At 57.8% G+C, this 24,340-nt stretch carries 16 protein-coding genes, 1 tRNA gene and 1 pseudogene; 7 read left to right on the top strand and 11 right to left on the bottom strand.

The features are described 5' to 3' along the window. Positions 1 to 85 precede the first annotated feature (85 nt). Both EDC39_RS03770 and EDC39_RS03765 read left to right on the top strand, forming a co-directional pair. A complete protein-coding gene (locus tag EDC39_RS03770) occupies positions 86 to 589 on the top strand; it encodes a hypothetical protein (RefSeq protein WP_148895032.1) in 504 nt (167 codons plus the stop codon). Further along, positions 590 to 1,543, top strand: coding sequence for a cation diffusion facilitator family transporter (locus tag EDC39_RS03765; protein WP_148895030.1), 954 nt, complete (start codon positions 590 to 592; stop codon positions 1,541 to 1,543). It abuts the gene before it with no gap. 218 nt (positions 1,544 to 1,761) lie between these two features. Here EDC39_RS03765 and EDC39_RS03760 read toward each other — a convergent pair whose 3' ends face one another. The 5 genes from EDC39_RS03760 to EDC39_RS03740 form a co-directional block, all read right to left on the bottom strand. Next, positions 1,762 to 3,765, bottom strand: a complete 2,004-nt coding sequence (locus EDC39_RS03760) for a methyl-accepting chemotaxis protein (RefSeq protein WP_148895028.1) — start codon at positions 3,763 to 3,765, stop codon at positions 1,762 to 1,764. An 87-nt stretch (positions 3,766 to 3,852) separates the two neighbouring features. Beyond that, positions 3,853 to 4,275, bottom strand: coding sequence for an ExbD/TolR family protein (locus EDC39_RS03755; RefSeq protein ID WP_148895026.1), 423 nt, complete (start codon positions 4,273 to 4,275; stop codon positions 3,853 to 3,855). A gap of 3 nt (positions 4,276 to 4,278) precedes the next feature. Continuing rightward, entirely contained in the window at positions 4,279 to 4,878 is a 600-nt protein-coding gene (locus EDC39_RS03750) for a MotA/TolQ/ExbB proton channel family protein (RefSeq protein WP_148895023.1), read from the bottom strand. Positions 4,879 to 4,915: 37 nt separating this feature from the next. Beyond that, on the bottom strand, positions 4,916 to 5,410 hold the full coding sequence (locus EDC39_RS03745; protein ID WP_148895021.1) for an HIT family protein: 495 nt from the start codon (positions 5,408 to 5,410) through the stop codon (positions 4,916 to 4,918). Positions 5,411 to 5,439: 29 nt separating this feature from the next. Then, positions 5,440 to 5,934 (bottom strand): metallophosphoesterase family protein, encoded by a 495-nt coding sequence (locus EDC39_RS03740; protein ID WP_148895020.1) that lies wholly within the window; start codon positions 5,932 to 5,934, stop codon positions 5,440 to 5,442. A 446-nt stretch (positions 5,935 to 6,380) separates the two neighbouring features. Between EDC39_RS03740 and EDC39_RS03735 the strand changes: the two genes are divergently transcribed. Both EDC39_RS03735 and thrC read left to right on the top strand, forming a co-directional pair. After that, complete coding sequence (locus EDC39_RS03735) at positions 6,381 to 8,633, top strand: NADP-dependent malic enzyme (RefSeq protein ID WP_148895018.1); 2,253 nt, start codon at positions 6,381 to 6,383, stop codon at positions 8,631 to 8,633. A 188-nt stretch (positions 8,634 to 8,821) separates the two neighbouring features. Beyond that, the gene (gene thrC, locus EDC39_RS03730) at positions 8,822 to 10,210 is read left to right on the top strand and encodes a threonine synthase (protein ID WP_148895016.1); all 1,389 of its coding nucleotides are present in this window, start codon (positions 8,822 to 8,824) and stop codon (positions 10,208 to 10,210) included. Positions 10,211 to 10,393: 183 nt separating this feature from the next. Here the strand turns inward: thrC and glnA are convergent, their stop codons facing one another. The 4 genes from glnA to EDC39_RS03710 all read right to left on the bottom strand — a co-directional run bounded on the left by glnA (position 10,394) and on the right by EDC39_RS03710 (position 13,591). Beyond that, the gene (glnA, locus tag EDC39_RS03725; protein ID WP_148895014.1) at positions 10,394 to 11,803 is read right to left on the bottom strand and encodes a type I glutamate--ammonia ligase; all 1,410 of its coding nucleotides are present in this window, start codon (positions 11,801 to 11,803) and stop codon (positions 10,394 to 10,396) included. A gap of 86 nt (positions 11,804 to 11,889) precedes the next feature. Further along, entirely contained in the window at positions 11,890 to 12,228 is a 339-nt protein-coding gene (locus EDC39_RS03720; RefSeq protein ID WP_148895012.1) for a P-II family nitrogen regulator, read from the bottom strand. Between the two features lie 229 nt (positions 12,229 to 12,457). After that, a complete protein-coding gene (locus EDC39_RS03715) occupies positions 12,458 to 13,057 on the bottom strand; it encodes an NUDIX hydrolase (RefSeq protein ID WP_148895010.1) in 600 nt (199 codons plus the stop codon). 6 nt (positions 13,058 to 13,063) lie between these two features. Further along, a complete protein-coding gene (locus EDC39_RS03710) occupies positions 13,064 to 13,591 on the bottom strand; it encodes a ferredoxin domain-containing protein (protein ID WP_148895008.1) in 528 nt (175 codons plus the stop codon). A gap of 227 nt (positions 13,592 to 13,818) precedes the next feature. Between EDC39_RS03710 and EDC39_RS03705 the strand changes: the two genes are divergently transcribed. Beyond that, positions 13,819 to 15,348 carry a DUF4301 family protein gene (locus EDC39_RS03705; RefSeq protein ID WP_187426631.1) on the top strand — a complete coding sequence of 510 codons (1,530 nt, stop codon included), beginning with the start codon at positions 13,819 to 13,821 and terminating at the stop codon, positions 15,346 to 15,348. Positions 15,349 to 15,387: 39 nt separating this feature from the next. Here the strand turns inward: EDC39_RS03705 and EDC39_RS03700 are convergent, their stop codons facing one another. Further along, positions 15,388 to 16,164 carry an ADP-ribosylglycohydrolase family protein gene (locus tag EDC39_RS03700; RefSeq protein ID WP_148895004.1) on the bottom strand — a complete coding sequence of 259 codons (777 nt, stop codon included), beginning with the start codon at positions 16,162 to 16,164 and terminating at the stop codon, positions 15,388 to 15,390. Between the two features lie 545 nt (positions 16,165 to 16,709). On the opposite strand from EDC39_RS03700, the gene EDC39_RS03690 reads away from it, so the two are divergent. Further along, a tRNA-Val gene (locus tag EDC39_RS03690) sits at positions 16,710 to 16,784 on the top strand. Between the two features lie 353 nt (positions 16,785 to 17,137). Continuing rightward, a pseudogene (locus EDC39_RS03685) lies at positions 17,138 to 18,188 on the top strand (IS481 family transposase). Positions 18,189 to 18,469: 281 nt separating this feature from the next. On the opposite strand, the gene hhe reads toward EDC39_RS03685, so the two are convergent. Next, a complete protein-coding gene (gene hhe / locus EDC39_RS03680; protein WP_148895000.1) occupies positions 18,470 to 24,274 on the bottom strand; it encodes a DUF4011 domain-containing anti-phage protein Hhe in 5,805 nt (1,934 codons plus the stop codon). Positions 24,275 to 24,340: the final 66 nt, after the last annotated feature.

Below are 24,340 nucleotides of genomic sequence, written 5' to 3'. Positions count from 1 at the left end.
TCCGTCGTCGCGGGCGGGGCGATTCTTGACCCCGCGCCGGGGCGATGTTATTTAAGTCGGGCCATAAAAAGGGAGAACGGATTTCATGCAGCGCGACAACAACGACAACCTCTTTGAACCCGGCAATTTCGACATCGGCACCCTCGAGGACGAGATCAGGGCCGACCAGCTTGTCGGTGAACTGCTGAGGCAGTTCTGTCACGAACTGGTCGAACGCCAGGGCGAGGAACCGGCGACCGCCGGCCGCATGGCCCGTGGTGCCGACCTTTTTCTGCGCGATTTCATCATCGGCGACCGGCGGGAGAACATTTTTCGCATCGACCCGCCAAGGGTCCGCCAGTTTGCCGGCAACTGGTACATCGTCAAGACCCTCGAACCCAACATGGCCGAACTCGGCGACATTCTCGAAGGGGTGGCCGCCTTCTACGCCTGGCTGCAGGAACAAGGGCACTATCCGCACGAGCAGGGCCGGAAGATTCTGCGGTACTGCACCGATCTGGACTACTACCGGCAGCGGATCGACCAGTTCTGGCAGCTCGAGGACGACGGCTACCGGATCTGGAACAGCGCCTGCCCCATCGAACCCTGAATGAAACACGCACGCCGGAAAATCCGCGCCGCCCGCCTCGCCGTCCTGACGGCGTCGAGCCTGGCCGTGGCCAAACTGGTGACAGGCCTGCTGACCGGGTCCCTGGCCGTTCTGGCCTCGGCTCTCGATTCGGTTCTCGACATCATCATGAGCGGCGTCAACTACTTCGCCATTCATCACGCGTCTCAGCCCGCCGACGAGAACCATCCCTTCGGCCACGGCAAGTTCGAGACCGTCGCCACCCTGATCCAGTCCTCGGCCATCGCCGGAACCGGCATCCTCATCGGCTACGAATCGGTGCGACGGCTGCTGAACGGCGTCGAACTCGTCCGGCTGGAAAACGGCATGATCGTACTGCTGGTGAGCGCCGTCGCCTCGGTCGCCATCAGCCGCCACCTGCGCCGGGTCGCCGCCGAATGCGACTCGTCGGCCCTGAAGGCCGACAGCCTGCACTTCGCCATGGACGTCTACACCAACCTGGCGCTGCTGCTCGGCCTGATCCTGGTCACCGCCTTCGACGCCCCATGGATCGATCCGCTGCTGTCGCTGCTGGCGGCGTTCTACATCCTCTTCGAAGCGTTCAAGCTGCTGCGCCACGGCATGCGCGACGTGCTGGACGAGGAGCTGCCGCAACCGATGCGCGACGAGATCAGGCAACTGATCGAAAAGCACCAGGGAGTGATGGCCAGCTATCACAACCTGCGCACCCGCCGTGCCGGCTCACAGAAAATGATGGATTTTCACCTGACCGTCTGCCGGCATCTCACCATCGAAGAGGCGCACGACATCGCCGACCTGCTGGAGGAGCGCATCCGCAGCGAAATCCCGGGCGCCGACGTCACCATCCACATCGAGCCCTGCTCCGTCGACCGCTGTCCGGGCGCGGACGCCTGCCGCGAAGACCGCATGCGCCTGGAGATCGCCGACGACAACGCGCAACAACAGGCCCCCTGAAACTGTCTGGGGCACAAAAAAACGGAGCCAGAGGCTCCGTTCGGGCTGCTGAAAAAGTTGTCTGTCGGCGTTATCCATCTCTCGGCATTCGACGTACGATGCCCGGTACGCCTCATGCCTCGACATTTCGGATGCCTTGCATCCGAACCTTGTTGAGCGGCCTGCTTTGTCAAGAAGCCAATAACGGAATCCCATGCTCCGTCGTCTTCGACCGCGGATCAATCGTCTTTCTTCCGCCCGAGGGCACGCACGACCTCGAGCTTCTCGATAACCTCCTGGCTACCCTGCTGCCGTGAATCGAGTTCGCGGAAAATCCGGCTCGCCATGCGGCCGACCCGATCGACCGCCGTATCGATGTTGCGCATGTTCACCTGTTGCCTCTCGGTGGCGGCGACCATGTCGTCGGTCATGGTCTTGATCTCTTCGATGGCGTGGACGATACTCCGGATGCCTCTGGTCTGCTCCTTCGAGGCATGAGAGATCTGGGCGGCCATCTCGCCGAGCCGGATCACCGAGGTGTTGATGGCTTCGGCGCTTTTGGCGACCTCGTTGGTCGCCTTGCGGATCTCCCGCGACATGCCGGTCGAATTGTCCGCCTGCTCCACCATCTGCTGCAGGGAACCCTCCAGCTCGACACCGGTCGAAATCCCCTTGTCGACCATGTCTCTGGTCGTCTCGATGTTGCGCACCACATCGCCGGTCGCGGCCCGGATCTCCCCCACCAGCCGGGCGATGGCTTCGGTCGATTCGCCGGCTTCCCGCGCCAGGGCGCCGACCTCGTCGGCGACAACGGCAAACGAACTGCCATGCTCTCCGGCCTGGGCGGCGATAATGGCGGCATTCAGGGCCAGCAGGTTGGTCTTCTTGGCGATCTCGCCGATCACCATGGTGATGCCACCCACTTCGTCGCTGATTCCCGACAGCCGCGCGATATCGGCGGTAGCCGTTTCGACCGCCTGGCGGATGCGCTCCATGGCGGCAATGGTCTCCTCGACCCGGCGGACACCATCCTGCGCCCGTTCCTGGACCCCCTCGATCATCGTTTGCGACTGCACGGCGTTCTCCTCGACGCTCTTCAGGGTGGCGGCCATTTCGGTAATCGACGCCACCGAACTGTCGATAAATTCGTGCAGGCTGTTGATGTTTTCCGACACCTGGGCGATGGTGACAGAAATTTCCCCGGCGGCGGACCGAGTTTCCTCGACCGCTTCCCTGACCACCTCGGCGCTGCCGGATATCTCGCGAATGGTGTCGGCGTTGCCCTGGCCGGCCTCCTTGAGCTGTCTGTTGATGGCCACGTAGTCCTCGCGGTAGCCGAGCAGCTCGCCGAAGGTCCGTTCGAGCTCCCTGGTCAGCGAATCGACCGCTCGCAACAGGTCGATCTTGGTCAGGGTCATGGCGACCTGGTCGGCGAAAAGCCGCACCGTATCGACGTCGGTATCGTCAAGCTGGGCCTTCTTGCGCTTGTTGTCGACCCCGAACAGGCCGACAACCCGGTCGTGCACCCGGATGGGACAGAGGATGAAGCTGCGCGACCTGATCGGTTCGTGACCGGTGTATTCCTCGGCCAGGCGATAGTCCGCAGGCATCTTGCGCATGTCGTCGACCCGAAACGGACGTCCCTCCAGAACCGCCTTGTAGATGACACCGAGGCGTTCATCCAGCGGCAGAGAAAGCTCGCCTTCGTAGCCGGTCCCCTTCGATATGGCAAGCACCAGGTTTTTCCGATCGGCATCAAGCATCCAGATGTTGACGCGGTCGTAGCCGAGAATGTTGTACAGCCCGTCGGCGGCAAGCCGGATCACCTCGTTGACGCTGCCCGATTTCTGGATGAGGGTGTTGATGGCGTGAAAGTTCTTGATGTTGCTGTTGAGGGCATTGAACCGCTCCTCGAACTCGTCGCGCTGGGCTTCCATGGTGGCGTTGAGGCTGTCGAGCCGTTTCGCCCGCTCATGCAGCTGCTGCCAGGCCCTGCCGATGAGATAGCCGAAAAGAGCGAACACCAGGGCCGTTCCCAGCCCCATGTAGACATAGAGGGCGACCTGCGGAGAGGAACCGGCAACCTCGCCGACAATCTGCTCGAACAGGGACTGACCGGCTTGCCGGAAGAAGACGAGACGGAGGACGAGCCAGCCGACCGGCGCCAGAAACCCGAGGAAGAAACCGGCCAGGCAGCAAAGCCAGGCTTTGCCCATGTCAGTGTCGGCACGAGACCGATCCATACCCGCCCCCGGTGGTAAAAGAGAGCTGTTTTAGAACATGACCGGAATTATTTCAGAAAACAGAACAACAATCAAGCGCACGCCAGGCTATTCCTGCCTGTCGGTTCCGCGCCTGCTCTCGGTGGCGATCGCCATGTTGTAGAATCCGGCCGAGCGGGCGACATCCATGACCTCCACGACCAGCCCGTGCCGAACCTCCTTGTCGGCCATCAGCACGAACGTCGCCTTGCGATTCCCGGCCATGGATCTGGCGAGCTTTTTCCGCAACTGACCGATACCGGTCTTCTTGCCCTGAAAAAACAGGTTGCCGTCCCGGTCGATATAGACCTGCACCTCGTCGGGCTTCTTTTCGGAAACGGTCAGGGAGGACTCGGGAAGCTTGATGTCGATGCCGGGGGTTTCGACAAAGGTGGTGGAGATCATGAAGAAGATGAGCAGCAGAAAGACGACATCGACCATCGGCGTCAGGTCGACGCGCGGCTCCTCTTCACTGCGGCGACGAATAAGCATCGGCTAGTCTCCAACCAGGTCGACGATACGCAGGATGTATTCCTCCATGGCCACGACCAGGCTCTTCATCTGCCCGAGAAGAAAGCGGTGCGCCAGAATCACCGGAATGGCGACCGCCATGCCGGTGGCGGTGGTGATCAGGGCCTGGGAAATCCCGCCGCCAAGGGTCTGCGGCGTCCCCACGCCAACTGTGGCGATGACATTGAAGGCCTCGATCATGCCGACCACAGTACCCAGAAGCCCCAGCAGAGGAGAGATGGTGCCGATGGTCGACAGCAGTCCCAGGTAGCGCTCAAAGGCGACACTCTGTTGACCGGCGACCTCACCGGCCACCGTCTTGACATGTTCCCGGGGCCGCCCGGCCTGGCGCAGGGCGGCCAGAAGGACCTGGGCCAGCGGCGAAGACGACTGGCGACAGACAATGATCGCCTCATCGAATCGCTCTTCCTGTGCCAGGGTCACCACTTCCTTGAACAGTTCGCGCCCCTCGCGCCGCTGCCGGGCAAACCAGAGCAGCTTCACGATAAAAATGGCCAGGGCCAGAACGGAACAGGCCAGCAGAGGCCACATCAGCGGCCCACCCTTGACAAACAACTCGAGCATGGTCAGCCTATCCTCTTTGAAAACAGGTCTTTTTGCCTCATCTTATCTGCCGGAATATCTCCCGCAACACGGTGGCGGTTTCTTCCAGATGCTGCGGAATGACCCGCACATCGGCCAGAACCGGCATGAAGTTGGTGTCCCCGTTCCAGCGGGGAACGACATGCTGGTGAAGATGGTCTTCGACCCCGGCGCCGGCGACCTTGCCCCAGTTCATGCCGACATTGAAGCCGTCGGGATTCCCCCAGTGGCGCAGAACATCCCGGGCCAGCACCGTCAGCCGCCAGATCTCGTGCACCTCGTCGGCATTGAGCGAAGCCAGATCCGCGGTGTGCCGGTAGGGCGCAACCATCAGATGGCCGTTCGAATAGGGGTAGCGGTTCATGATGACGAAGGCCCGCTCGCCGCGGTGGAGAATCAGCCGTTCCTCATCTTCGTCGGTCGAAGCGTCGAGGCAGAAGATGCAGCCTTTTCTGCCCTGCCTGTCCTCGCCGTTGATGTAAGTCATCCGCCAGGGAGCCCAGAGTCGTTTCATCTCAGCCGGTATTCGTCTTTGTTGTTGATTCAGTCGCGCCAGGGCAGGATCTCTCCCGCCACTTCTCCGCCAACAATCTCGAGTACGCCAACGGTCGCGCCCACACTCGACCGGGGTCGCGTCGGGCTTCCCGGGTTGAACAGCAGCGTTTTCCCCACCCTCCTGTTCTCGGGGACATGACTGTGGCCGAAAACGATCACGTCGGGTCGCTCCGGCCCGAAATGCCTGAGCAGATCGGCGGCGACACTATCGCCGCCCCCCCAGCCATGCGCCAGCACGATACGTCGCCCTTCAAGGGTGAGCAGACGCTGCGGCGGCAATTCGGGATGCGGCCGATCGGTATTGCCGGCGACCGCCACCACCGGACAGGGAGCCAGGCAGAACAACAGCTCGCTGTTGCCCAGATCGCCGGCATGAAAGATCATGTCGACCGAATGGAAGGGTCCATCCAGAAGCCGATCGGAGAACCGCCGGCATTCCTGCTGGCTCTGAAGATGTGTGTCGGCGATCACCCCGATGCGCATGCTTGACAGTTTCCTTCACAGCAAACTCCTGTCCTTTTAACCCTCAGCCGCCGGTCTGTCAATGAATTCGGCCCCGACATCGGCCAAAACTGGCCGACTGGGGCAAATAACCGCAGCTTTCGTGCCGGAAAAAGTTCCGTCACCATTCCTTGCGCTTTTCAAAAGTGGAGATATGTTCAGGGTATAGACAAATTACAGCATTTTGGCATCGCCCTTGCTCTTCATGTCGTAAACGGCAGAGAGTTCAACTGCGGCCATGACCATATTTTTCTTGACAGCAGCCCAAGGCAAGACTAAGGTCCTTTACTGAAACTAAAAGAATGCCGGCAAAGGTTCGGATCAAATTTTCTCAATTTTTTAGCATATTAATCGCTTTCCTGCCCCTTGCGACACCGGGGCATTTAATTTAAGGAGAGTAAAACCAGCAACAACGGAGGTTCGATATCATGTCGAAACGTGAAGAAGCTCTCGAATACCACCGCACGGGACGCAAGGGAAAAATCGAGGTCATCACCACCAAACCCTGCGCCACCAGCCGCGACCTTTCCCTTGCCTACAGCCCGGGCGTTGCCGAGCCCTGCCTCGAAATCGCCAAGAACCCCAACGACGCCTACGAATATACCGCCAAGGGTAATCTCGTCGCCGTCGTCTCCAATGGCACCGCCGTTCTTGGCCTCGGTGACATCGGCGCCCTGGCCGGCAAGCCGGTTATGGAGGGCAAGGGCGTCCTTTTCAAAAGCTTTGCCGATATCGACGTATTCGACATCGAACTCGACACCAAGGACCCCGACGAGCTGATCCGCACCGTCAAGCTGCTTGAACCGACCTTCGGCGGCATCAACCTCGAAGACATCAAGGGGCCGGAATGCTTCTACATCGAAGAAAAGCTCAAGGAGATCATGAGTATTCCGGTCTTTCACGACGACCAGCACGGCACCGCCATCATCGCCGCCGCCGGCATGCTCAACGCCCTGGAGATCATCGGCAAGAAGATCGAGGATGTGAAGATGGTGGTCAACGGTGCCGGCGCCGCCGGCATCGCCTGCGCCAACCTGGCCATCAGCCTGGGCGTACGCAAGGAGAACGTCATCCTCTGCGACTCCAAGGGAGTGATCTACAAGGGGCGCACCGAAGGGATGAACGCGTACAAGGAGCGCCTCGCCGTCGAAACCGACGCCAGGACGCTCGGGGATGCCATGCGGGGGGCCGACATCTTCTTCGGCGTTTCGGTCAAGGGTGCCCTGACGCCGGAGATGCTCAAGACCATGGCCGAGGATCCGATCGTCTTCGCCATGGCCAATCCCGACCCGGAAATTACGCCGCCGGAAGCCAAGGCCGTCCGTCCCGACGTCATCATCGGCACCGGCCGTTCCGACTATCCGAACCAGGTCAACAACGTTCTCTGCTTCCCTTTCCTCTTCCGTGGTGCCCTCGACACCCACGCCAGCGCCATCAACGAAGAGATGAAAATGGCGGCCGTCAAGGCGCTGGCCAACCTGGCCAAGCTCGACGTCCCCGACTCCGTCCGCCGGGCCTATGGCGGCGAAAACATCAAGTTCGGCCGCGAATACCTCATTCCCAAGCCCTTCGATCCCCGCGTCCTGCTGCACGTCGCACCGGCCGTGGCCCAGGCGGCGATGGACTCGGGCGTGGCGCGGCGGCCGATCAAGAACATGGAGAAGTACATCGAAGGTCTCGAGGCGCGCCAGGCCCGCTCCAAGCAGGTCATGCGAACCCTGATCAACAAGGCCAAGGCCAACCCGAAACGGATCGTCTTCCCCGAAGGCGAAGAGGAAAAGATTCTCCGCGCCTGCCAGATCCTGGTCGACGAAGGGATCGCCAGGCCGATCCTGCTCGGCGACGAGAAGGAAATCCGCGCCAAGATCGAGGAGCTCAACCTCGACCTGAACGGTGTCCAGATCATCGACCCGATGACCTACGAAGAGCGCGGAAAATACATCGACACCCTGTTCAAGATGCGGCAGCGCAAGGGGATCACCCGGGCCGAGGCCAAGCGGCTGATCAAGAAAAGCCGCAACTATTTCGGTGCCATGATGGTTCATCTCGGCGACGCCGACACGCTGCTTTCGGGCATCGACCATCACTATCCCGAAACCATCCGGCCGGCGCTGGAGATCATCGGCAAAAAAGACGGCCTGTCCAAGGTTCACGGCGCCTACATGATGGTCACCAAGAAAGAGGTCGTCTTCTTCGCCGACACCACCGTCACCATCGAACCGACGCCGGAAGAGCTGGCCGAAACCGCCATCCTCACCGCCGAGAAGGCGCGTCATTTCGACATTGAGCCGCGGGTGGCCATGCTCTCCTTCTCCAACTTCGGCAGCGCCAAACATCCGCTGACCCTCAAGGTCAAGAAAGCCACCGCCCTGGTCAAGGAATGGGCTCCCGAACTGACGGTCGACGGCGAAATCCAGGCCAACGTCGCCCTCGACCCGGAACTGGTGGCCAACCAGTACCCCTTCTCGACCCTGAAGGGTAACGCCAACGTCTTCATCTTCCCCGACCTGCAGTCGGGCAACATTTCCTACAAGCTGCTGCACAAGCTCGGCGGCGCCGAGCAGATCGGGCCGATTCTGATGGGCATGAAGAAGCCGGTGCACGTGCTGCAGCGTGGCGACGCCGTAGCCGACATCGTCAACATGGCGGCGGTCGCCGTCGTCGACGCCCAAGGGCAGTAAGCCGCTGGAGCGCACCACGGCAGGGCCCGAATCCGAACACCGGCGGCGTCCGTGAAGACCACGGACGCCGCCGGCACCTGTCCTTCCCGACCGTTTTCTCCCCCTTACGTACAGTCATTACCCACTTTTGCCCCTCTTCCCTTTTTGCTATGATGGCGCGGCCAATCATCCAGCGACAGGAGAAATCCATGGACTATCAAAGCACCCGGGGCAAGGTGGGTGGCATTCCCTTCAGCAAGGCCGTCCTCATGGGGCTGGCCGACGACGGCGGCCTGCTCCTTCCGGCCGAGATACCGCGCCTGACTCCGGGAGACATCGACGCCCTGGGCAAACTCGACTACCGGGAGCTGGCCTTCCAGATCATCTCCCTGTATGCCACCGACATTCCGGCCGCCGATCTCAGAGAGCTGGTCGACCGCTCCTACGCCGCATTCACCCACCCTGACATCACACCGGTGGTGCACAAGGACGGAGTTTTCATTCTCGAACTGTTCCACGGCCCGACTCTGGCGTTCAAGGACGTCGCCCTGCAGTTTCTCGGCAACCTGTTCGAATACCTGCTCGCCGCCGACAACGCCCGCATGAACATTCTCGGCGCCACCTCGGGCGACACGGGGTCGGCCGCGATCTACGGCGTGCGGGGGAAGAAGAACATCAATATCTTCATCCTTCACCCCCACGGCCGGGTCTCCCCGATCCAGAAGCTGCAGATGACCACGGTCACCGACGACAACGTCTTCAACCTCGCCATCCGGGGCACATTCGACGACGGTCAGGCCATCGTCAAGGAGATCTTCGGCGACGTCGATTTCAAGCAGAGATACAGCCTTGGTGCCATCAACTCCATCAACTGGGCGCGGGTTCTGGCGCAGATCGTCTACTATTTTCACGCCTGGAACCGGGTCAGGGAACAGACCGGGTGCAACAGCATCGACTTTGCCGTGCCCACGGGCAATTTCGGCGACATCTTCGCCGGCTACGTGGCCAAACGCATGGGACTGCCGGTTGGCAAGCTGCTGCTCGCGACCAATGAGAACAATATTCTGACCCGCTTCATCAACGAGGGCGACTACTCGGTGGGCGAGGTCCGACCCACCCTCTCCCCCTCGATGGACATCCAGAAGGCCAGCAACTTCGAGCGCTACCTCTACTACCTGCTCGATGGCGACAGCGCGAAACTCGCGGCCTGGATGCAGACCTTCAACGAAACGGGACGCCTGCCGCGCGACGAAGCCCTGGCCGAAAAGGTCCGCCGCGATTTCGCGTCGGCGAGCATCGGAAACGACCGGACCCTGGAAACCATCCGGGATTTTCACGCCGGTACCGGCTACATCCTCGATCCCCACACCGCGACCGGCGTGGCGACGGCCCGGGTTCTTGCCGAGGGTTCCCGTCCGGTCGTCTGCCTGGCGACAGCCCACCCGGCCAAGTTCGGCGATGCGGTGCAACAGGCGATCGGCCAACTGCCACCGATGCCGCAGAGCCTTGCCGGCATCGAAGAGCGCGAAAGCCGCTGCAAAATCGTCGACGCCGACACGCAGAAGATCAGGGCGTTCATCGAAGCTCACGCTCTTTGACACGACCCTGAATCGCCGGCGAACCTACGGGTGCGCCTGAGACTTTTGAAAAAAACCATTCAGGCCGGGCACGCGCACTCTTCATCCGGCATGATCTCGCTGATTCAGGGCTACCGCAAAACACGCACAAAAAAACCCCGGGTCGAAAACCCGGGGTTTTTTTGTGCGTGACAAAGCCGCCGATCAGCAGTCGAAGTAGAGGGCGAACTCGGTCGGGGTCGGACGGTTGCGCACCGGCATGATCTCGTTTTCGGTCTTGTACTCGATCCACATGTCGATGACGTCCTGGGTGAAGACGTCGCCCTTGAGCAGCCAGGCGTTGTCTTCCTTGAGGGCGGCCAGGGCCTCTTCGAGGGAGGAGGCAACCTTCGGCACGTCCTTGAGCTCCTCGGGGGAAAGACCGTAGATGTCCTTGTCGAGCGGCTGGCCCGGATCAATCTTGTTCTCGATGCCGTCGAGGCCGGCCATGAGCATGGCGGCGAAAGCCATGTAGCCGTTGCAGCTCGGGTCGGGCGTGCGGTACTCGATGCGCTTGGCCTTTTCGTTGTTGGTTGCCGGAATGCGCAGCGAGGCGGAACGGTTGCGGTTGGAATAGGCCAGGTTGATCGGGGCCTCGAAACCGGGCACCAGACGCTTGTAGGAGATGGTGCTCGGGTTGGTGAAGGCGCACAGGGCCTTGGCGTGCTTGATGATGCCGCCGATGTAGTAGAGGGCGGTCTTGCTCAGGCCGCCGTAACCGTCGCCGGCGAACAGGTTCTTGCCGTCCTTCCAGATCGACTGGTGGCAGTGCATGCCGGAGCCGTTGTCCTCGAAGATCGGCTTCGGCATGAAGGTGACGGTCTTGCCGTTGCGGATGGCGACGTTCTTGATGATGTACTTGAACCACTGCAGGTTGTCGCCCATCTTCAGCAGCGAGTCGAAGCGCATGTCGATCTCGGCCTGGCCGCCAGTGGCGACTTCGTGGTGCACGGCCTCGATGTGCAGGCCGACGCTCTGCAGCACCTGCACCATCTCGTTGCGCAGATCGATCATCGAGTCGGTCGGCGCCACCGGGAAGTAGCCTTCCTTGTTGCGCGGCTTGTAGCCGAGGTTGGGGAACTCCTCGCGGCCGGTGTTCCAGATGCCCTCGACGGAATCGACGCAGTAGAAGGACTGGTTCTGCTCCAGGCTGTAGCGGACGTCGTCAAAGATAAAGAACTCGGGCTCCGGACCGAAGTAGGCGGTGTCGCCGATGCCGGAGGACTTCAGGTAGGCTTCGGCCTTCTGGGCGATGAAGCGCGGGTCGCGGGTGTAGCCTTCACGGGTGAAGGGGTCGACGATGTTGCAGATCAGGCTGAGGGTCGGAACCTCGGGAAAGGGATCGATCTTGGCGGTGGTGGGATCGGGAACGATCAGCATGTCCGAGTTGTGGATCGGCTGCCAGCCGCGGATCGACGAGCCGTCGAAGCCGATGCCTTCCTCGAAGATGTCCTCGTTGAATTCGCTGATGGGAGTGGAAAAATGCTGCCAAATGCCGACGAAGTCGAGAAACTTGTAATCGACCATCTGGCAATTGTTTTCTTTTGCAAAGGCCACAACGTCTTTCGGGGTCATCTACTTTCTCCTTCCAGAATGTTAATGAAACATGGGCCGCGACGCGGCCTGCCTGCATCCCTGCATCCCTGACCGGTCGGGAAGAATCAGAGCGCCTCTTCGCCTCGCTCGCCCGTCCGGATACGCACCACTTCGTCGATCGGGGTGACGAAAATCTTGCCATCGCCGATGCGCCCGGTGCGGGCCGACTCCTCGATGACCTCCACCACCTTGGCTGCCATGTCGTCGGCGACAATGATTTCCATCTTGATCTTGGGAATGAAATCGACCACATACTCGGCACCACGGTAGAGTTCGGTATGCCCCTTCTGGCGACCGAAGCCCTTGACTTCACTGACTGTGATCCCCTGAATGCCGATTTCGTTCAGGGCTTCCTTGACTTCATCCAGCTTGAACGGCTTGATGATGGCTTCAACTTTTCGCATGTCGTCTTGTCCTCCGAATGATACCGGCCCTGCTTTCCCGTCGCGGGCAGGTCGTGCCGGTCAGGTTCAGCCCGCTGTAGTGAGCAAAAAATCTGCCACAAAACGGACCTGTCGGCACCGGCAAAAAAGCGCTTGTTTTACGGAAACTTAAACCGTTTATCCCCGCCGTTTCCGGCGTCGGCGATCCGCTCGCCCGTCCGACCTGCATAAATTTTGGGCGACTGGCCGTTCAGTCTGCCTCATTTTTAGTCAGAAGGTCCTCGGTCTGGACGATATCCGGAAAGGAATCGCCGGCACAGAAGGCCGGTCCGCTGTTCGGACCCGCCGGATATTTCCGGCACCAGGACCTGAACATCGCCCACTCCTCCTCGAAATTGGGGGTAAACATCCCGCTTCCGAGATGCCGATCGATCTCCTCTCCGCTCCAGAAGCGAACCTCGCTGATCTCTTCGGGCGCGAAATCGATCGGTCCGTCATACCGGGCCATGAAGGTCGCGACGTTCTCCGATTCGATCGCGTTGCGTATCTTCGACCGGTAGAGAAAGGTCAGGGGAACGCCGGAGATGCCCAGTTCCTCGCGCATCTCCCTGCGGGCGGCCGTCAGGTAGTCCTCTCCAGGCTCGAGATGACCGCCGACGCTGGTGTCCCACTTGCCGGGCTGAATGTCCTTGCCTGCGCTGCGCTTCTGCAACAGCAGCCGGCCTTCCGAATTGAAAACCAGAACGTGCGCCACCCGGTGAATCAGCGACGGGTCGCCATGGCAGCGCGACCGCGGTGCCTGACCGATGACGCGGTCGTGCTCGTCGACAATGTCGAACAGCTCGCCCACCGCGACCTAGCGATCGAAAAAGGGGCTCTTGGCCGTAACCGACAAAGGGAGCGCGTAGGCGATCTGCACATCCTCGCCGAGCAGCCCAAGCTCGAGGGCGGCCTTGCCCGCCGAATACATGATCCGGTTGTCGAGGCGCAGATCGGCGGCCCGGCTGGCCGCCGAGCCGAGGGCGATGCCCAAATCACCGGTGTTGAACGAACAGGTTCCGCCCGCCTGAAGCATGGCGTCGCAGTCATCAAAGCCGCAATAACCGCAATGGGGCAGCCGCAGCGGATCCTTGCGGCTGCCGAACAGGATCACCACCGGCGACCGCTCGAGATTGCCGGCGTCCCTGGCGAAAAATGGAAGGGAGTCCCGTTCGGAGATGAGGAGCATCCGCTCGATCAGGGCCTTCTTCTCCGTCTCGCTGACCACGGCGGTCACCAGCAGATCCTTGCCCTTCCCCTTGGGAGCGGTCCGGGCGGCCATGCAGATCTCGGCCGCCGCCTGCAACAGGTACTTTTCGTTCGTTTCAGGACTGAAATACGGCATGGCGTCCTCTTTCGGGAAATGGTTCAGGACAGTCGCGCTCTTCGTCAGAGCATCCTTGTTACACTTTCAGCCGGCCATCTGTCAATGTTCATTGGCAACTTTTCGCAATTCCGTACACCTTGCGGACACGGGGACGAAAAGCTAGTATTTTCGGAATCCTGCTCTCGTGGCCGGCAGAGCCACGACCGACTGAACCTGATTCAACCACAATGGAGGGAGATACACAAATGCACCTGACCCACCAGGATCTGCAACAGCTCGAAAGCAGGGGCATCGGCCGGGATGAAATCGAACGGCAGCTCGAACTGTTCCGCGATCCTCCGCCGCCGGTCGACATCGACCGTCCCTGCCTTGCCGGCGACGGTATTCTGCGACTGGACGACGAGCGGCGGCAACGACTCGCGACACTCTTCGACCAGGCGGCGGGCGAAGGACGCTTCTCCCGCTTCGTCCCGGCCAGCGGCGCCGCCACCCGGATGTTCAAAGAGCTTTTCCAGTGCGATGGCGCCCTCCGGCAATGGGAACGCGACGGCGCCTGCCCGGACCATCCCTTTCACCAGACCTTCTTCGCCAATCTCAGACGCTTCGCCTTCTATCCTCAGCTGGCGACGGCGATGCGCGAAGGCGGCCTGAATCCCGACAGCCTGCTCGAACAGCGGATGATGCGCCCTTTTCTCGACGCCTTGTTGACCGACGCAGGTCTGGACTACGGTCGGACCCCCAAGGGACTGATCGATTTTCACCATGACGGCAGACAGGCGCGCACCCCGGTGGAGGAGCATCTCGCCGAAGCCGTCGCCCTGCTGGCGGACGGCTGCACTTCGACCCGCGTCCATTTCACCGTCTCGCCCGAATGGCAGGACGCTTTCGCCCGCGTCGCCGAGACGGCCCGTGAGAGTATCCGGCGCGCGTCCGGCATCGAGGTCGAGGTCGATTTCAGCTGCCAGAATCCGGCCACGGACACCATCGCCGTCACGATGGAGAACGAGCCGGTGCGGGACGACAACGGCCGCCTCGTTCTGAGACCCGCCGGGCACGGCGCCCTGCTGGGCAACCTGGAAGGGATGAACGCCGACCTGGTTCTGATCAAGAACATCGACAACGTGGTTCCCGCCCATCTGCAGCCGGACGTGGTGCGCTGGTGGAAGGTGCTCGGCGGTCTGCTGGTGGAGCTGGAAGCGCGGATCAAGGGCTATCTGCGGGCCCTCGACGATGGATTGACGGATGCCCTGGCCAAAGAGGCCGCGGGTTTTCTGACGGAAACCTTCGGTTACGCACCGCCGGCCTGTTCCGATGTCGACGGGCTGAAGTCCTGGCTGACCGAGCGGCTCGACCGTCCCCTGCGGGTCTGCGGCATGGTCGAGAACCGGGGCGAGCCCGGCGGCGGGCCCTTCTGGACCCGGTCGGAAACCGGCGTCAGCCGCCAGATCGTTGAAATGGCCCAGCTTGACACCAAACAGCCACAGACGCAAAAGCTGCTGCGACAGGCGACCCATTTCAACCCGGTGTTCATGGCCTGCGCCCTGAAAGACGCCACCGGCCGGCCGCACCGTCTCGGGCGCTACGTCGATGAGTCGGCGGTCATCATTACCGAGAAAAGCCTGGCCGGCCGGCCCATCAAGGCCCTTGAGCGACCTGGACTGTGGAACGGTGCCATGGCCGGCTGGAACACCCTGTTCGTGGAAATCCCGGCGGCCGTCTTCCAGCCGGTCAAGACCGTCAACGACCTGCTGCGCCCGGGGCACCAGCCGGGCTGACCGACTGCAATGGGCAAAAAAATCGGCCGGCGGTGGATTTCACGGCCGGCCGACACTTTTTCGGCGCTCGAACGCCTCGAGCAGCTCCCGCATGTCGGCGGCGAGATAATCCCGGCAACGCCGGCCGATCTCGTCGGGCACACCCCAGTACGCTTCGGCGACGGCGCCGGCGATGGCGGCCTGGGTGTCGGCGTCGCCGCCGAGCAGCACGGCGTTGCGCACCGCCTGCTCGAAGCTGTCCGCCTCGAGGAAGCAGATCAGCGCCTCGGGCACGGACCCCTGGCAGGTGACATCGAAGCCGTACCCCGGCCGGATGTCGGCCAGACGGCGGTCGAGATCGTAGTTGAAGGTCGTTTCGACAAACTCCTTGATCCCGGACTTCTTCTCCCCCTTGCGCGCCAGCAGCACGGCGGCGGCCACCGCCTGCGCTCCCCGGATCCCCTCCGGGTGATCGTGGGTCGCCGCCGCGCTTTTCGCCGCCTCGTCGAGAACCGCCGCCAGATCGTCACCCAGCCAGCCCACCGGGCTGACGCGCATCGCCGAGCCGTTGCCGTACGAGTTGTACGGCCCGGCGTCATCGGACATTCCCCAGCGAACGAAACGCGCGCCGTAGCCGGCGTCGGGATAGCGACGGAACCACTGCCGATAGGCATCGGCATAGCAACGGCCGTGCAGCAGGGCGTCGGCCGTGGCGCAGGTCAGCACCGTATCGTCGGTAAAGCGGCAATCGGCGGCAAACAGGGCAAAATCGTCCGCGGCAACCGGATTGTGCTCGAACCGCGAACCGATGATGTCTCCGGCGATGGCACCCAGCATGCTCTTCCTCCCATCCTGTTTTCGGCGTCTTTCGACCAATAGGCCGCTCGCTGCATGTAGGCCATCGATGACGCCTCGCTGTCAAGTCCCGATTTCTCCCTGCCAATCGGCGAACATCCGCTCCAGAGTGTAACAGGCATGCAGTTCGGTGCTGTCGAAAAGCGGCAGATCTTGTATGCTGCGCTCCGAGCAGCAGCGTTATCTCGGTACAGCCGAGAATGATCCCCTGGGCACCGGCTGCACGCAGCCGTTCGATGACACGCAGGTAGCCGGCGCGCACGGCAAAGAGATGTCGGCCTGGCCCCGGGGCCCATCTTCTCGCCCCAGGACAGGTACAACAATTTCATACGTCCCAGCTGCACCGGCAACTGGAACAAATCGCTCGAAAAAGGAATCAGGATGCCGGGAGAACTGGCGAAAGAGACGCAAAAGAGCGCAAAACCGGCCGGCAGCCACCCGGCCCGGCAACACCGGCACAGACATGAAAAGCAGTTGACACCTCAATGGGTTGTTGCTATATATCTCGTCCGCAGCCAACAGATAATGGGCGTTTAGCTCAGCGGGAGAGCACTGCCTTCACACGGCAGGGGTCGCTGGTTCAATCCCAGCAACGCCCACCAGAAATTCCAAGGGGTTAGCGAAGATTCGCTAACCCCTTGTTTCGTTTCGTCCCCATTCTGTGCCCATATTTGTGCCCATCCGAAATTTGACCCCTGCCCGAAAAAATTCGACCCCTGCCATGAAATTTTCCACAAGGCACACATGGCAGGGGTCGGGCACGGCGACCAGGAAAATCGGGATTGTCTGTCTGTCACTCCAAATTGAGAACAACAAGCATTAAAGAATCTCTATGTGTTCTGAGATGGTTATAACCTGACAGTTGGCCACGAAACGAAGCGGTGGTCATGCCGCCCCTGGCTGGGGTAAAGATGGAGTTGTCGAAGCTTCATCCAACCTCAGAAAGGAGAACGTCATGACCACCAAACGCAAAGTAGCACGAAGGAAGCTCAGCCTGCTAGAGCTCGCTGCCGAACTGAACAACGTCAGCAAGGCCTGTCGCGTTATGAGTTACTCCCGTCAGCAGTTTTATGAAATCCGCCGCAACTACCAAACCTATGGCGCACAAGGCCTGCTTGACCGCTTGCCGGGGCCCAAAGGGCCACACCCGAACCGGGTGGATGAATCCGTCGAAAAGGCGATTCTCGAGTACAGCCTGCAGTTTCCGACTCATGGGCCTCTCAGGGTCGCGCAACAGTTGGCTTTTCAGGGGATCCAGATCAGTTCCGGTGGTGTTCGTGGTGTCTGGAGTCGCCACAACCTTCTGACCCGGCATGAGCGCCTGCTTCGCCTTGAACGCAGGGTCAGAGAACAGAACCTTGAACTGAGCGACGATCAGGTCCGCCTTCTGGAGCGGTTCAGTCCGGAGGTCAGAGAGCGCCACATCGAAACCAAGCACACTGGCGATTTGGTTGCGGCGGACACATTCTTCGTTGGCACCCTGAAAGGCGTTGGTCGGGTCTATTTGCAGTCGGTGATCGACTGTCATTCCCGCTACGCCTGGGGACGGCTCTACACCAGCAAGTTGCCGGTCACGGCCGTGCATGTGCTCAATGAAGACGTCCTGCCGTTCTTCGAGAAGCACAATGCCACAATCACAACCATTCTCTCGGACAATGGCCGGGAGTACTGCGGTCGGCCGGATCAGCATCCCTACGAGCTGTTTCTGCAGCTCGAAGGCATCGAGCATCGAACCACCAAAGTTCGCCGGCCGCAGAACAACGGCTTTGTTGAGCGTCTGCACCGAACCCTGCTGGACGAGCACTTCCGAATCGAAGGACGCAAAACCTGGTACGAGTCGGTCGAGCAGATGCAGAAGGATCTCGATGCCTACCTGCACCACTACAACCATGAACGGCCCCATCAAGGTCGCGACATGAATGGGCGGGTGCCTTATCAAGGTCTTTATCGACGGATTGCCAAAGAGCAAGGAGACAAACAAAAAAGCAACTAAAGAAGCTGCGTAACCCGTCACCCCGCCAGGGGCGGATGTGTCAGGTGATAACTATCTCTGTACAGAGGGTATTCTGAAAATCTGCCTTGCTGTTTCAGCAATGCTCGTGCCTGGTCGCACTTGACAATCCCTGCCAAACCAAGTCCGGTAAAGTGTTGTTGCTGGAAAGAGGGTCTTACTTTAAAGTATAATTAAAAGGTGTCCTTTACACTACCTAGCAAAGCCACCTCCCGCATTCTAGTAAAATCAAATGCATGGGAAAATGGTCTTTTAAAAGCCTGATAGCCGGCTACATCATCCATAAGCTGCAATGATTTCACAAACCGGGGCAATATATTTGCCTTCCTCGGCAGCTGTTCCCAACCTCAAACTGGCAGGAATAAGCTCAAGGAACTCTCCCTTTGAAGTTGGTAGATGAAACAGCAATGCTTGCAACATCGCTGGTCGCAGCAAACGTTTGTCCGGGTCGATGTTCGGATTTTCTTTTTCGATAACTGTTCGGTTGAACTCGAGCAGCCGATTCTTAAGGTCTTTTTCCTCTTCGTGCGCAGTTTCACTTACAGATTCTTCAGAAAAAACTTCGACCGGTTTTTCTTCCTGAGCCTCGAATTGTTCATTTACTTCGAGATCTTCAGAGGCCGCAACAGGGGTCTTTAATTCTTCCAGCTGTCTCACAATTGGAACAAGAACGGCCTGTGGATTTTTAAACCAGTCTGTTGACCAGATCCTTGTGATTTTCCACCCAAGGCTTTCAAGGATTTCTTGACGCAACCGGTCCCGGTCCCGGGTGGATTTTGCTGAATGGTAGGTGGCGCCATCACATTCTATCCCCATAAGGAACCGACCGGGCATTCCTGGGTCCTTGACCGCCAGATCAAGATAGAAACCGGCGACCCCAAGCTGTGGCACGCATTCATAACCATATTCCCGCAATGCGTCCATGACCGCTATTTCAAAATCACTATCGGGAGACCTGCCAGTATGAACCGTATGATACAGGTGGCCGGTTTCGCAGTACTCCAGAAAAGCTCTCAGAGCAGCGACTCCCCTGCTCGATCTCGGGCCAACAACGACATCTCCTGAAGACATTGAGGAGTAGACGTGCATTCGTTTTTTTGAGCGGGTAAAAAGAACATTCAGTCGCCTCCAACCGACGTCTGAATTGATGGGACCAAACCGCTGCATGGTTCGCCCACCTATTTGCTCCGGTCCATAAGTCATGGATATAAAGATGACATCCCTCTCATCACCCTGAACATTTTCCAGGTTTTTGATGAACAGTGGTTCTTCAGAGCTTCGGTTTTTCTCATAGCTGTTGCGTGCGCGGTCATCCTCCTTCAAAGCCTGATCCAGTTGCCGTTCAATTTCGTCTCTCTGCTCGGTGTTCATGGCGACAACACCGACAGACTCATCTGGTCGGTCGACTAACTGGGTGAGTAAGTCGGAAACGATCCACCTTGCTTCCTCGACATTTCTCCGCCTACTGAAACGCCCTTTCGGAACCTTCTTGTAGCGAATCCCCAGATCGTCCGACTCCTGAAAGGGCGAAGGAAACAGAACGAGGTCTGAATCATAAAAATGTTTGTTGGAAAAATTGATCAGGCTCTCATGTCGGGAACGGTAGTGCCAACGGAGACGCCTGTTTTTAAACATCGGGATAACTGTATCGAGAATGCTCTCCGTGACCTGGAGGGCAACCGTTTCATCCATCTCCTCCTCATCAACAACCTTTTGAAAAAAGGACGTAGGAGGCAACTGCTTCGGGTCTCCGACAACCACCAGATTCTTACCTCGAGCGATTGAACCAAGTGCATCCTCCGGCCTTATCTGTGAGGCCTCATCCATGATCACGAGATCGAACTGAAACAGACCTGGTTCCAGATATTGCGCAACAGACATCGGGCTCATCATGAAGCATGGTTTCAGAGCTTGGATGGATTTGGGTGCCCGCTTAAGCAAACTCCGCACTGCAATGTGTTTTCGTTTTTTGCCGATCTCGTGCCTAATGAGGGATAGCTCTGAATACTCAGAGACCCGGCCAGACGCAACGCCAATAGGCAACTCAACGTCCGCAGCACGATATGCAATTTTCTCCTGTTGAAGTTTTTGCAGTTTCTTGTCGTACTCCTTGAATTTTGCCCGAATGGCATTCTGCTCCAGCCCACTGAAGTCGGCCAGGAAGGCATTCTCCCGAAAAATTTCCGTAGATAGCTGGTGAGAGATACAAAGCTGCAGGACATCCTCAGCTTGTTCCGGAGCAAACCACTTCTCTTCCAACCCCTTTATGAACTGGTCAAGACCCTTGCCGGCAAGTCGGTTTCTTGCCTTAAGATAATCAAGCCAGGTTCCCAACCAGTCTGGATGCCCTAACGCATTCACATTCTTTTCAATTATGGATCCCGGCCTCTTCCCACCTGACGCGCACCAAGCCTCAAGGTTTACCTTCCCAAGATCTTGAAACTCTTTTTCTGCCTTGATGCACGTGTCATATCGTTTTTGCATGCCCCTGAGGGAATTCTTCAGTTCCTGATACCGCGAGGCAACAGGAGAGGACCAAATGGGAGCACGCAGACTAGGAACGCGCTTCGAGACATCAATAATGGTCTCCAGGTTTTCAAGGACAGCCATGTCATCCTGTGAGTAGCCATTACTTTGCACCGAGAGGTTAACCCCTGCTGACTCCAGGATTGTCTTGACAGGACTGTTGTTCCACCGCTCTCGGTCCTCAACCAACTTTTCCAAGCCGACATGGGTGGATTTCAGTGCCGGCATATTCAAATCAAAAGATTTGACCAACTTGGAAAGAATCGACAACGAGGATTTGAGCTTCTCCTGGAGACACTTGATCGGTGAGATTTCTCCGGCCAAATTGCAATTGCCGTCCTTCAAAGGTTCGTAGCCAGGGAAACGCTCCCTCAGTCTTTTAACCCCTTTTATCAGGGCATCGCTCAGAGGGCTAAGTTCCTCACTGGCAAAGTTGAGAATGTTCATCGCAAGGTTTCGGTCGATAGCGAGCAGAGCTTCACCTATGGCGGCTCTATCGCCAAACCCACGACCATACTGGGCCCGGACTTCTTTGTACCAGTTTCTTAGCACCAGAATACGGTCAATAGGTGTCTCTATTCCCCTGTACAAATCGCCCAGCAATGGTTCCTTTTGGTTCAGCGCCGAAATCTCGTCAATTCCTTTGACGTACTCCAGCAGCTCTGGAACAAGCCCAAGAACGTTTTTCTTGTCAACCCGAACGGAAGACCCCAGTGACAATAGTGCCTTCCGAGCGGCTCGCCATCTGGATGAGAATATTCGGAACAAACCGCCGCCTCTGAAAGTTTCCCAATCCGCAGCCAGAATTTCAAATGGTGGCAATCGGTGAAGGTCATAAATTTCAGACAATTTTTTGTGGAGCGGCGTCAGCACCTCCAACCTCGAGGCGAGTTGCTCTAGAAGAGGATCCAGATCGTCATCATCATATAAAGCCGCCCGACTTCTCCACAGCTCAGTCGGCAATCTGGAAATCAATGAAATAAATGTTTGAAATTCCCTAACTCCATTACTGGACAATTCAAAAACCGAAGCAAGGGTATTGGGAATACTGGGCCTGATTTTCTGAAATCCTGCCTCCAGTTTGCAGGCGACCTCGGCAAGATGCTCAAGTAGCCCGCACTCCTCATTGAGTTCATGCAGTGTCATCCTCCCTGAACAATTCACCGCCGTGAGAGACTCCAATGCCTCACCCAAAGCCCGTACAGACCATGGATCATCGATAGTCTCTTCCTTCAGGGAGCCGCTTAATGTTTCGATCTGCATGTGAATATTCTTATAATTGCCACAAAAGACTCTAAATTCTTCAAACACCTCTGATAATGCAGGCAGACAACTCAATGGCTCGCCACCACGCAATTCGGGCAGTTTCCGCAAACCATCAATGTGAGCCTCTATCTGAGAAAAGGAAATTTCAGATTGATCAGGAATGGAAATTTTTTTTGCCTGCTGTTCCCAGAAATCCTTGAGATCAGCCAAGGCATCGGTCCATTCCTTCAAAAAGGAACAAAGAGATTCGATCTGATGTCCAAAGAGATTATGATTACAAACGCCAAACCAGTAATGGCTGTCAATCTCTCCTGTCGGAGACTGATCTGAAACCTGTTTGTGGATCGATACAAGCATTTCCAGATTGTCAGCGAGTTCCTTCTGCCTGACGGGCGTCAAATTCTCACCATTGATCCAGTGAATTGAGAACTGATCCGGATCAATTTCCAACTGTCTCCTGTAGCGTGTTGCCCTATTGAGAATTTCATGGATTGACAGTCCCGTATTTCGCCAGTGGCTGTTGACGACCTCGACATAGTTTCTCAGTTTGTTTTTGAGATCCTCATAGCGTGCAATGTCGATTTCTATGTCGGCAGGATCACGATATGTGCCACTTTTGTTGATCCTCGACTCAAGATCAGAAAGAATTTTTTGTTTTTGTGTTTTATGGCTATGAAGCTCGAGACAAAAATCCCCTAGTCCAACCTTGTCCAACCTGTCTTTGACAACTTCGAGAGCAGCCATTTTCTCAGCAACGAAAAGCACTTTCTTTCCATTTGCAATCGAAGCGGCAATCAGGTTGGTAATCGTTTGCGACTTGCCTGATCCGGGAGGTCCTTCGATGACAAGGTTGTTCCCTTCAAGGGCATCGATTAAAGCACTGTGCTGGGAGCTGTCTGCCTCATATACAAGTGGGAACTTTTTATGAACACCCTGGATGTCATCAATGGGATATTCAGGTGAATAACCGAAGTCGGCCGGGCAATGTTCTGTCCCAGACGAGGAAAAAAATTGACGTACAATCGGATGTTCTTCAAGAGATGCGCCCTTGGGCCATCTCGCCGGGTCCAAGTCGGCATACATGACCTGTTTGGAGAAATTCAGCAAGGCCAGAGTTGCCTGGCGGCGAATTTTCCAGCGAGGCATGCTTTTGATGATAGTTTGGGATATTTTTTCGAAATAGTCTTCGGGGGTTATTTCTTCATCTATCTCGGGTAGCCTCAAACCGAAATCATTGGCCAATTTCTCCCGCAATGGGATATTCGTCAACAGACCATCATCCTTCAAGACAATCGTATAACGAAAGGTCGATGCCCCACTGTCGAACTCTTTTTTCTCCATCCTAACGGGCAAAGTAAAAAGAGGTGCTCTTCGGACGACGTCTGAATCGCGGCTTTCATACCATTCGAGAAATCCGATTGTCAGATACAGGATATTGGCACCACTTTCCTCTATGGCCGTTTCAGCTTTGCTACGAATACTGCGACAACGCGCCTCCAGTTCAGGCGCATACATCAGAGTCTGCAACTTGGAATCCTGGTGTCTCCGTTCTCCCAGCTCCTCCGTTTCCCTTTTCGGGAGTTCATATGAAGTTTGCAGCCCGATATGTTTCGCCCATTCTTCGGCACCTGGAAAAGAAATATATTTTTTTTGCCCCGTTACGGGATCAACTTCCACATATCCGGCCACAATTAATTCTGCTTCTGTTGGCTCTGGAACGGGGATAAAAGTAAATTCCTTGCCGGCCCGAAGTCGCTCGACAATCTGGTTTGGCAACTCATCGATTATTCGGAGGCAACTTGCCTTGGGGTGCCGATAATTGAGCAGGGTATTACGGTTCGTCAGGTCGATGAGTTTCTTGCGGACAGACTCAAGCGAATCGAAAGCAAATCCCGATGTCGTTTTCTTTTCAAAAGAAACACCATGAGGATCGGCGTTCCCGCCCCTCACAAAATTCACATCTTCAGGGACGACTTGGTCCTGCTTCTGTTCGCCTGGCAAGGACTTGCCTTGGGGCGACATCTGGTATTGGTTTGTGGATTGTTCAGCAACAATAGGAAGGGCCTGATTGTCAGGAGGGCTTTCCCTGTTGGAAGGATTGAACCGGGACGAGTTCTGAATTTTACCCTGATCAGAAACCAGCAACGCCAGAAATTCTTCTCGCGACATTGACGTGAGGCAGCCGTCCTGTTCTTCAAACTCGATATAGCCCTCCTCAATTTTGGTAATCTTGACGGGTCCCACTCCATCCAACTCATAATTGGCACCGACTTGGATTTCAGATATCATGATACCCTCCTCATCTGTCCTGCCATACCCTGATAAAAGTGCAATGCTTGTATTTATTGGATCACA

It is taken from the genome of Geothermobacter ehrlichii (assembly GCF_008124615.1).
Taxonomy (GTDB): Bacteria; Desulfobacterota; Desulfuromonadia; order Desulfuromonadales; family Geothermobacteraceae; genus Geothermobacter; species Geothermobacter ehrlichii.
Note: the sequence above shows the minus strand (reverse complement) of the source record. Positions and strands in the feature narration are given on the sequence as shown.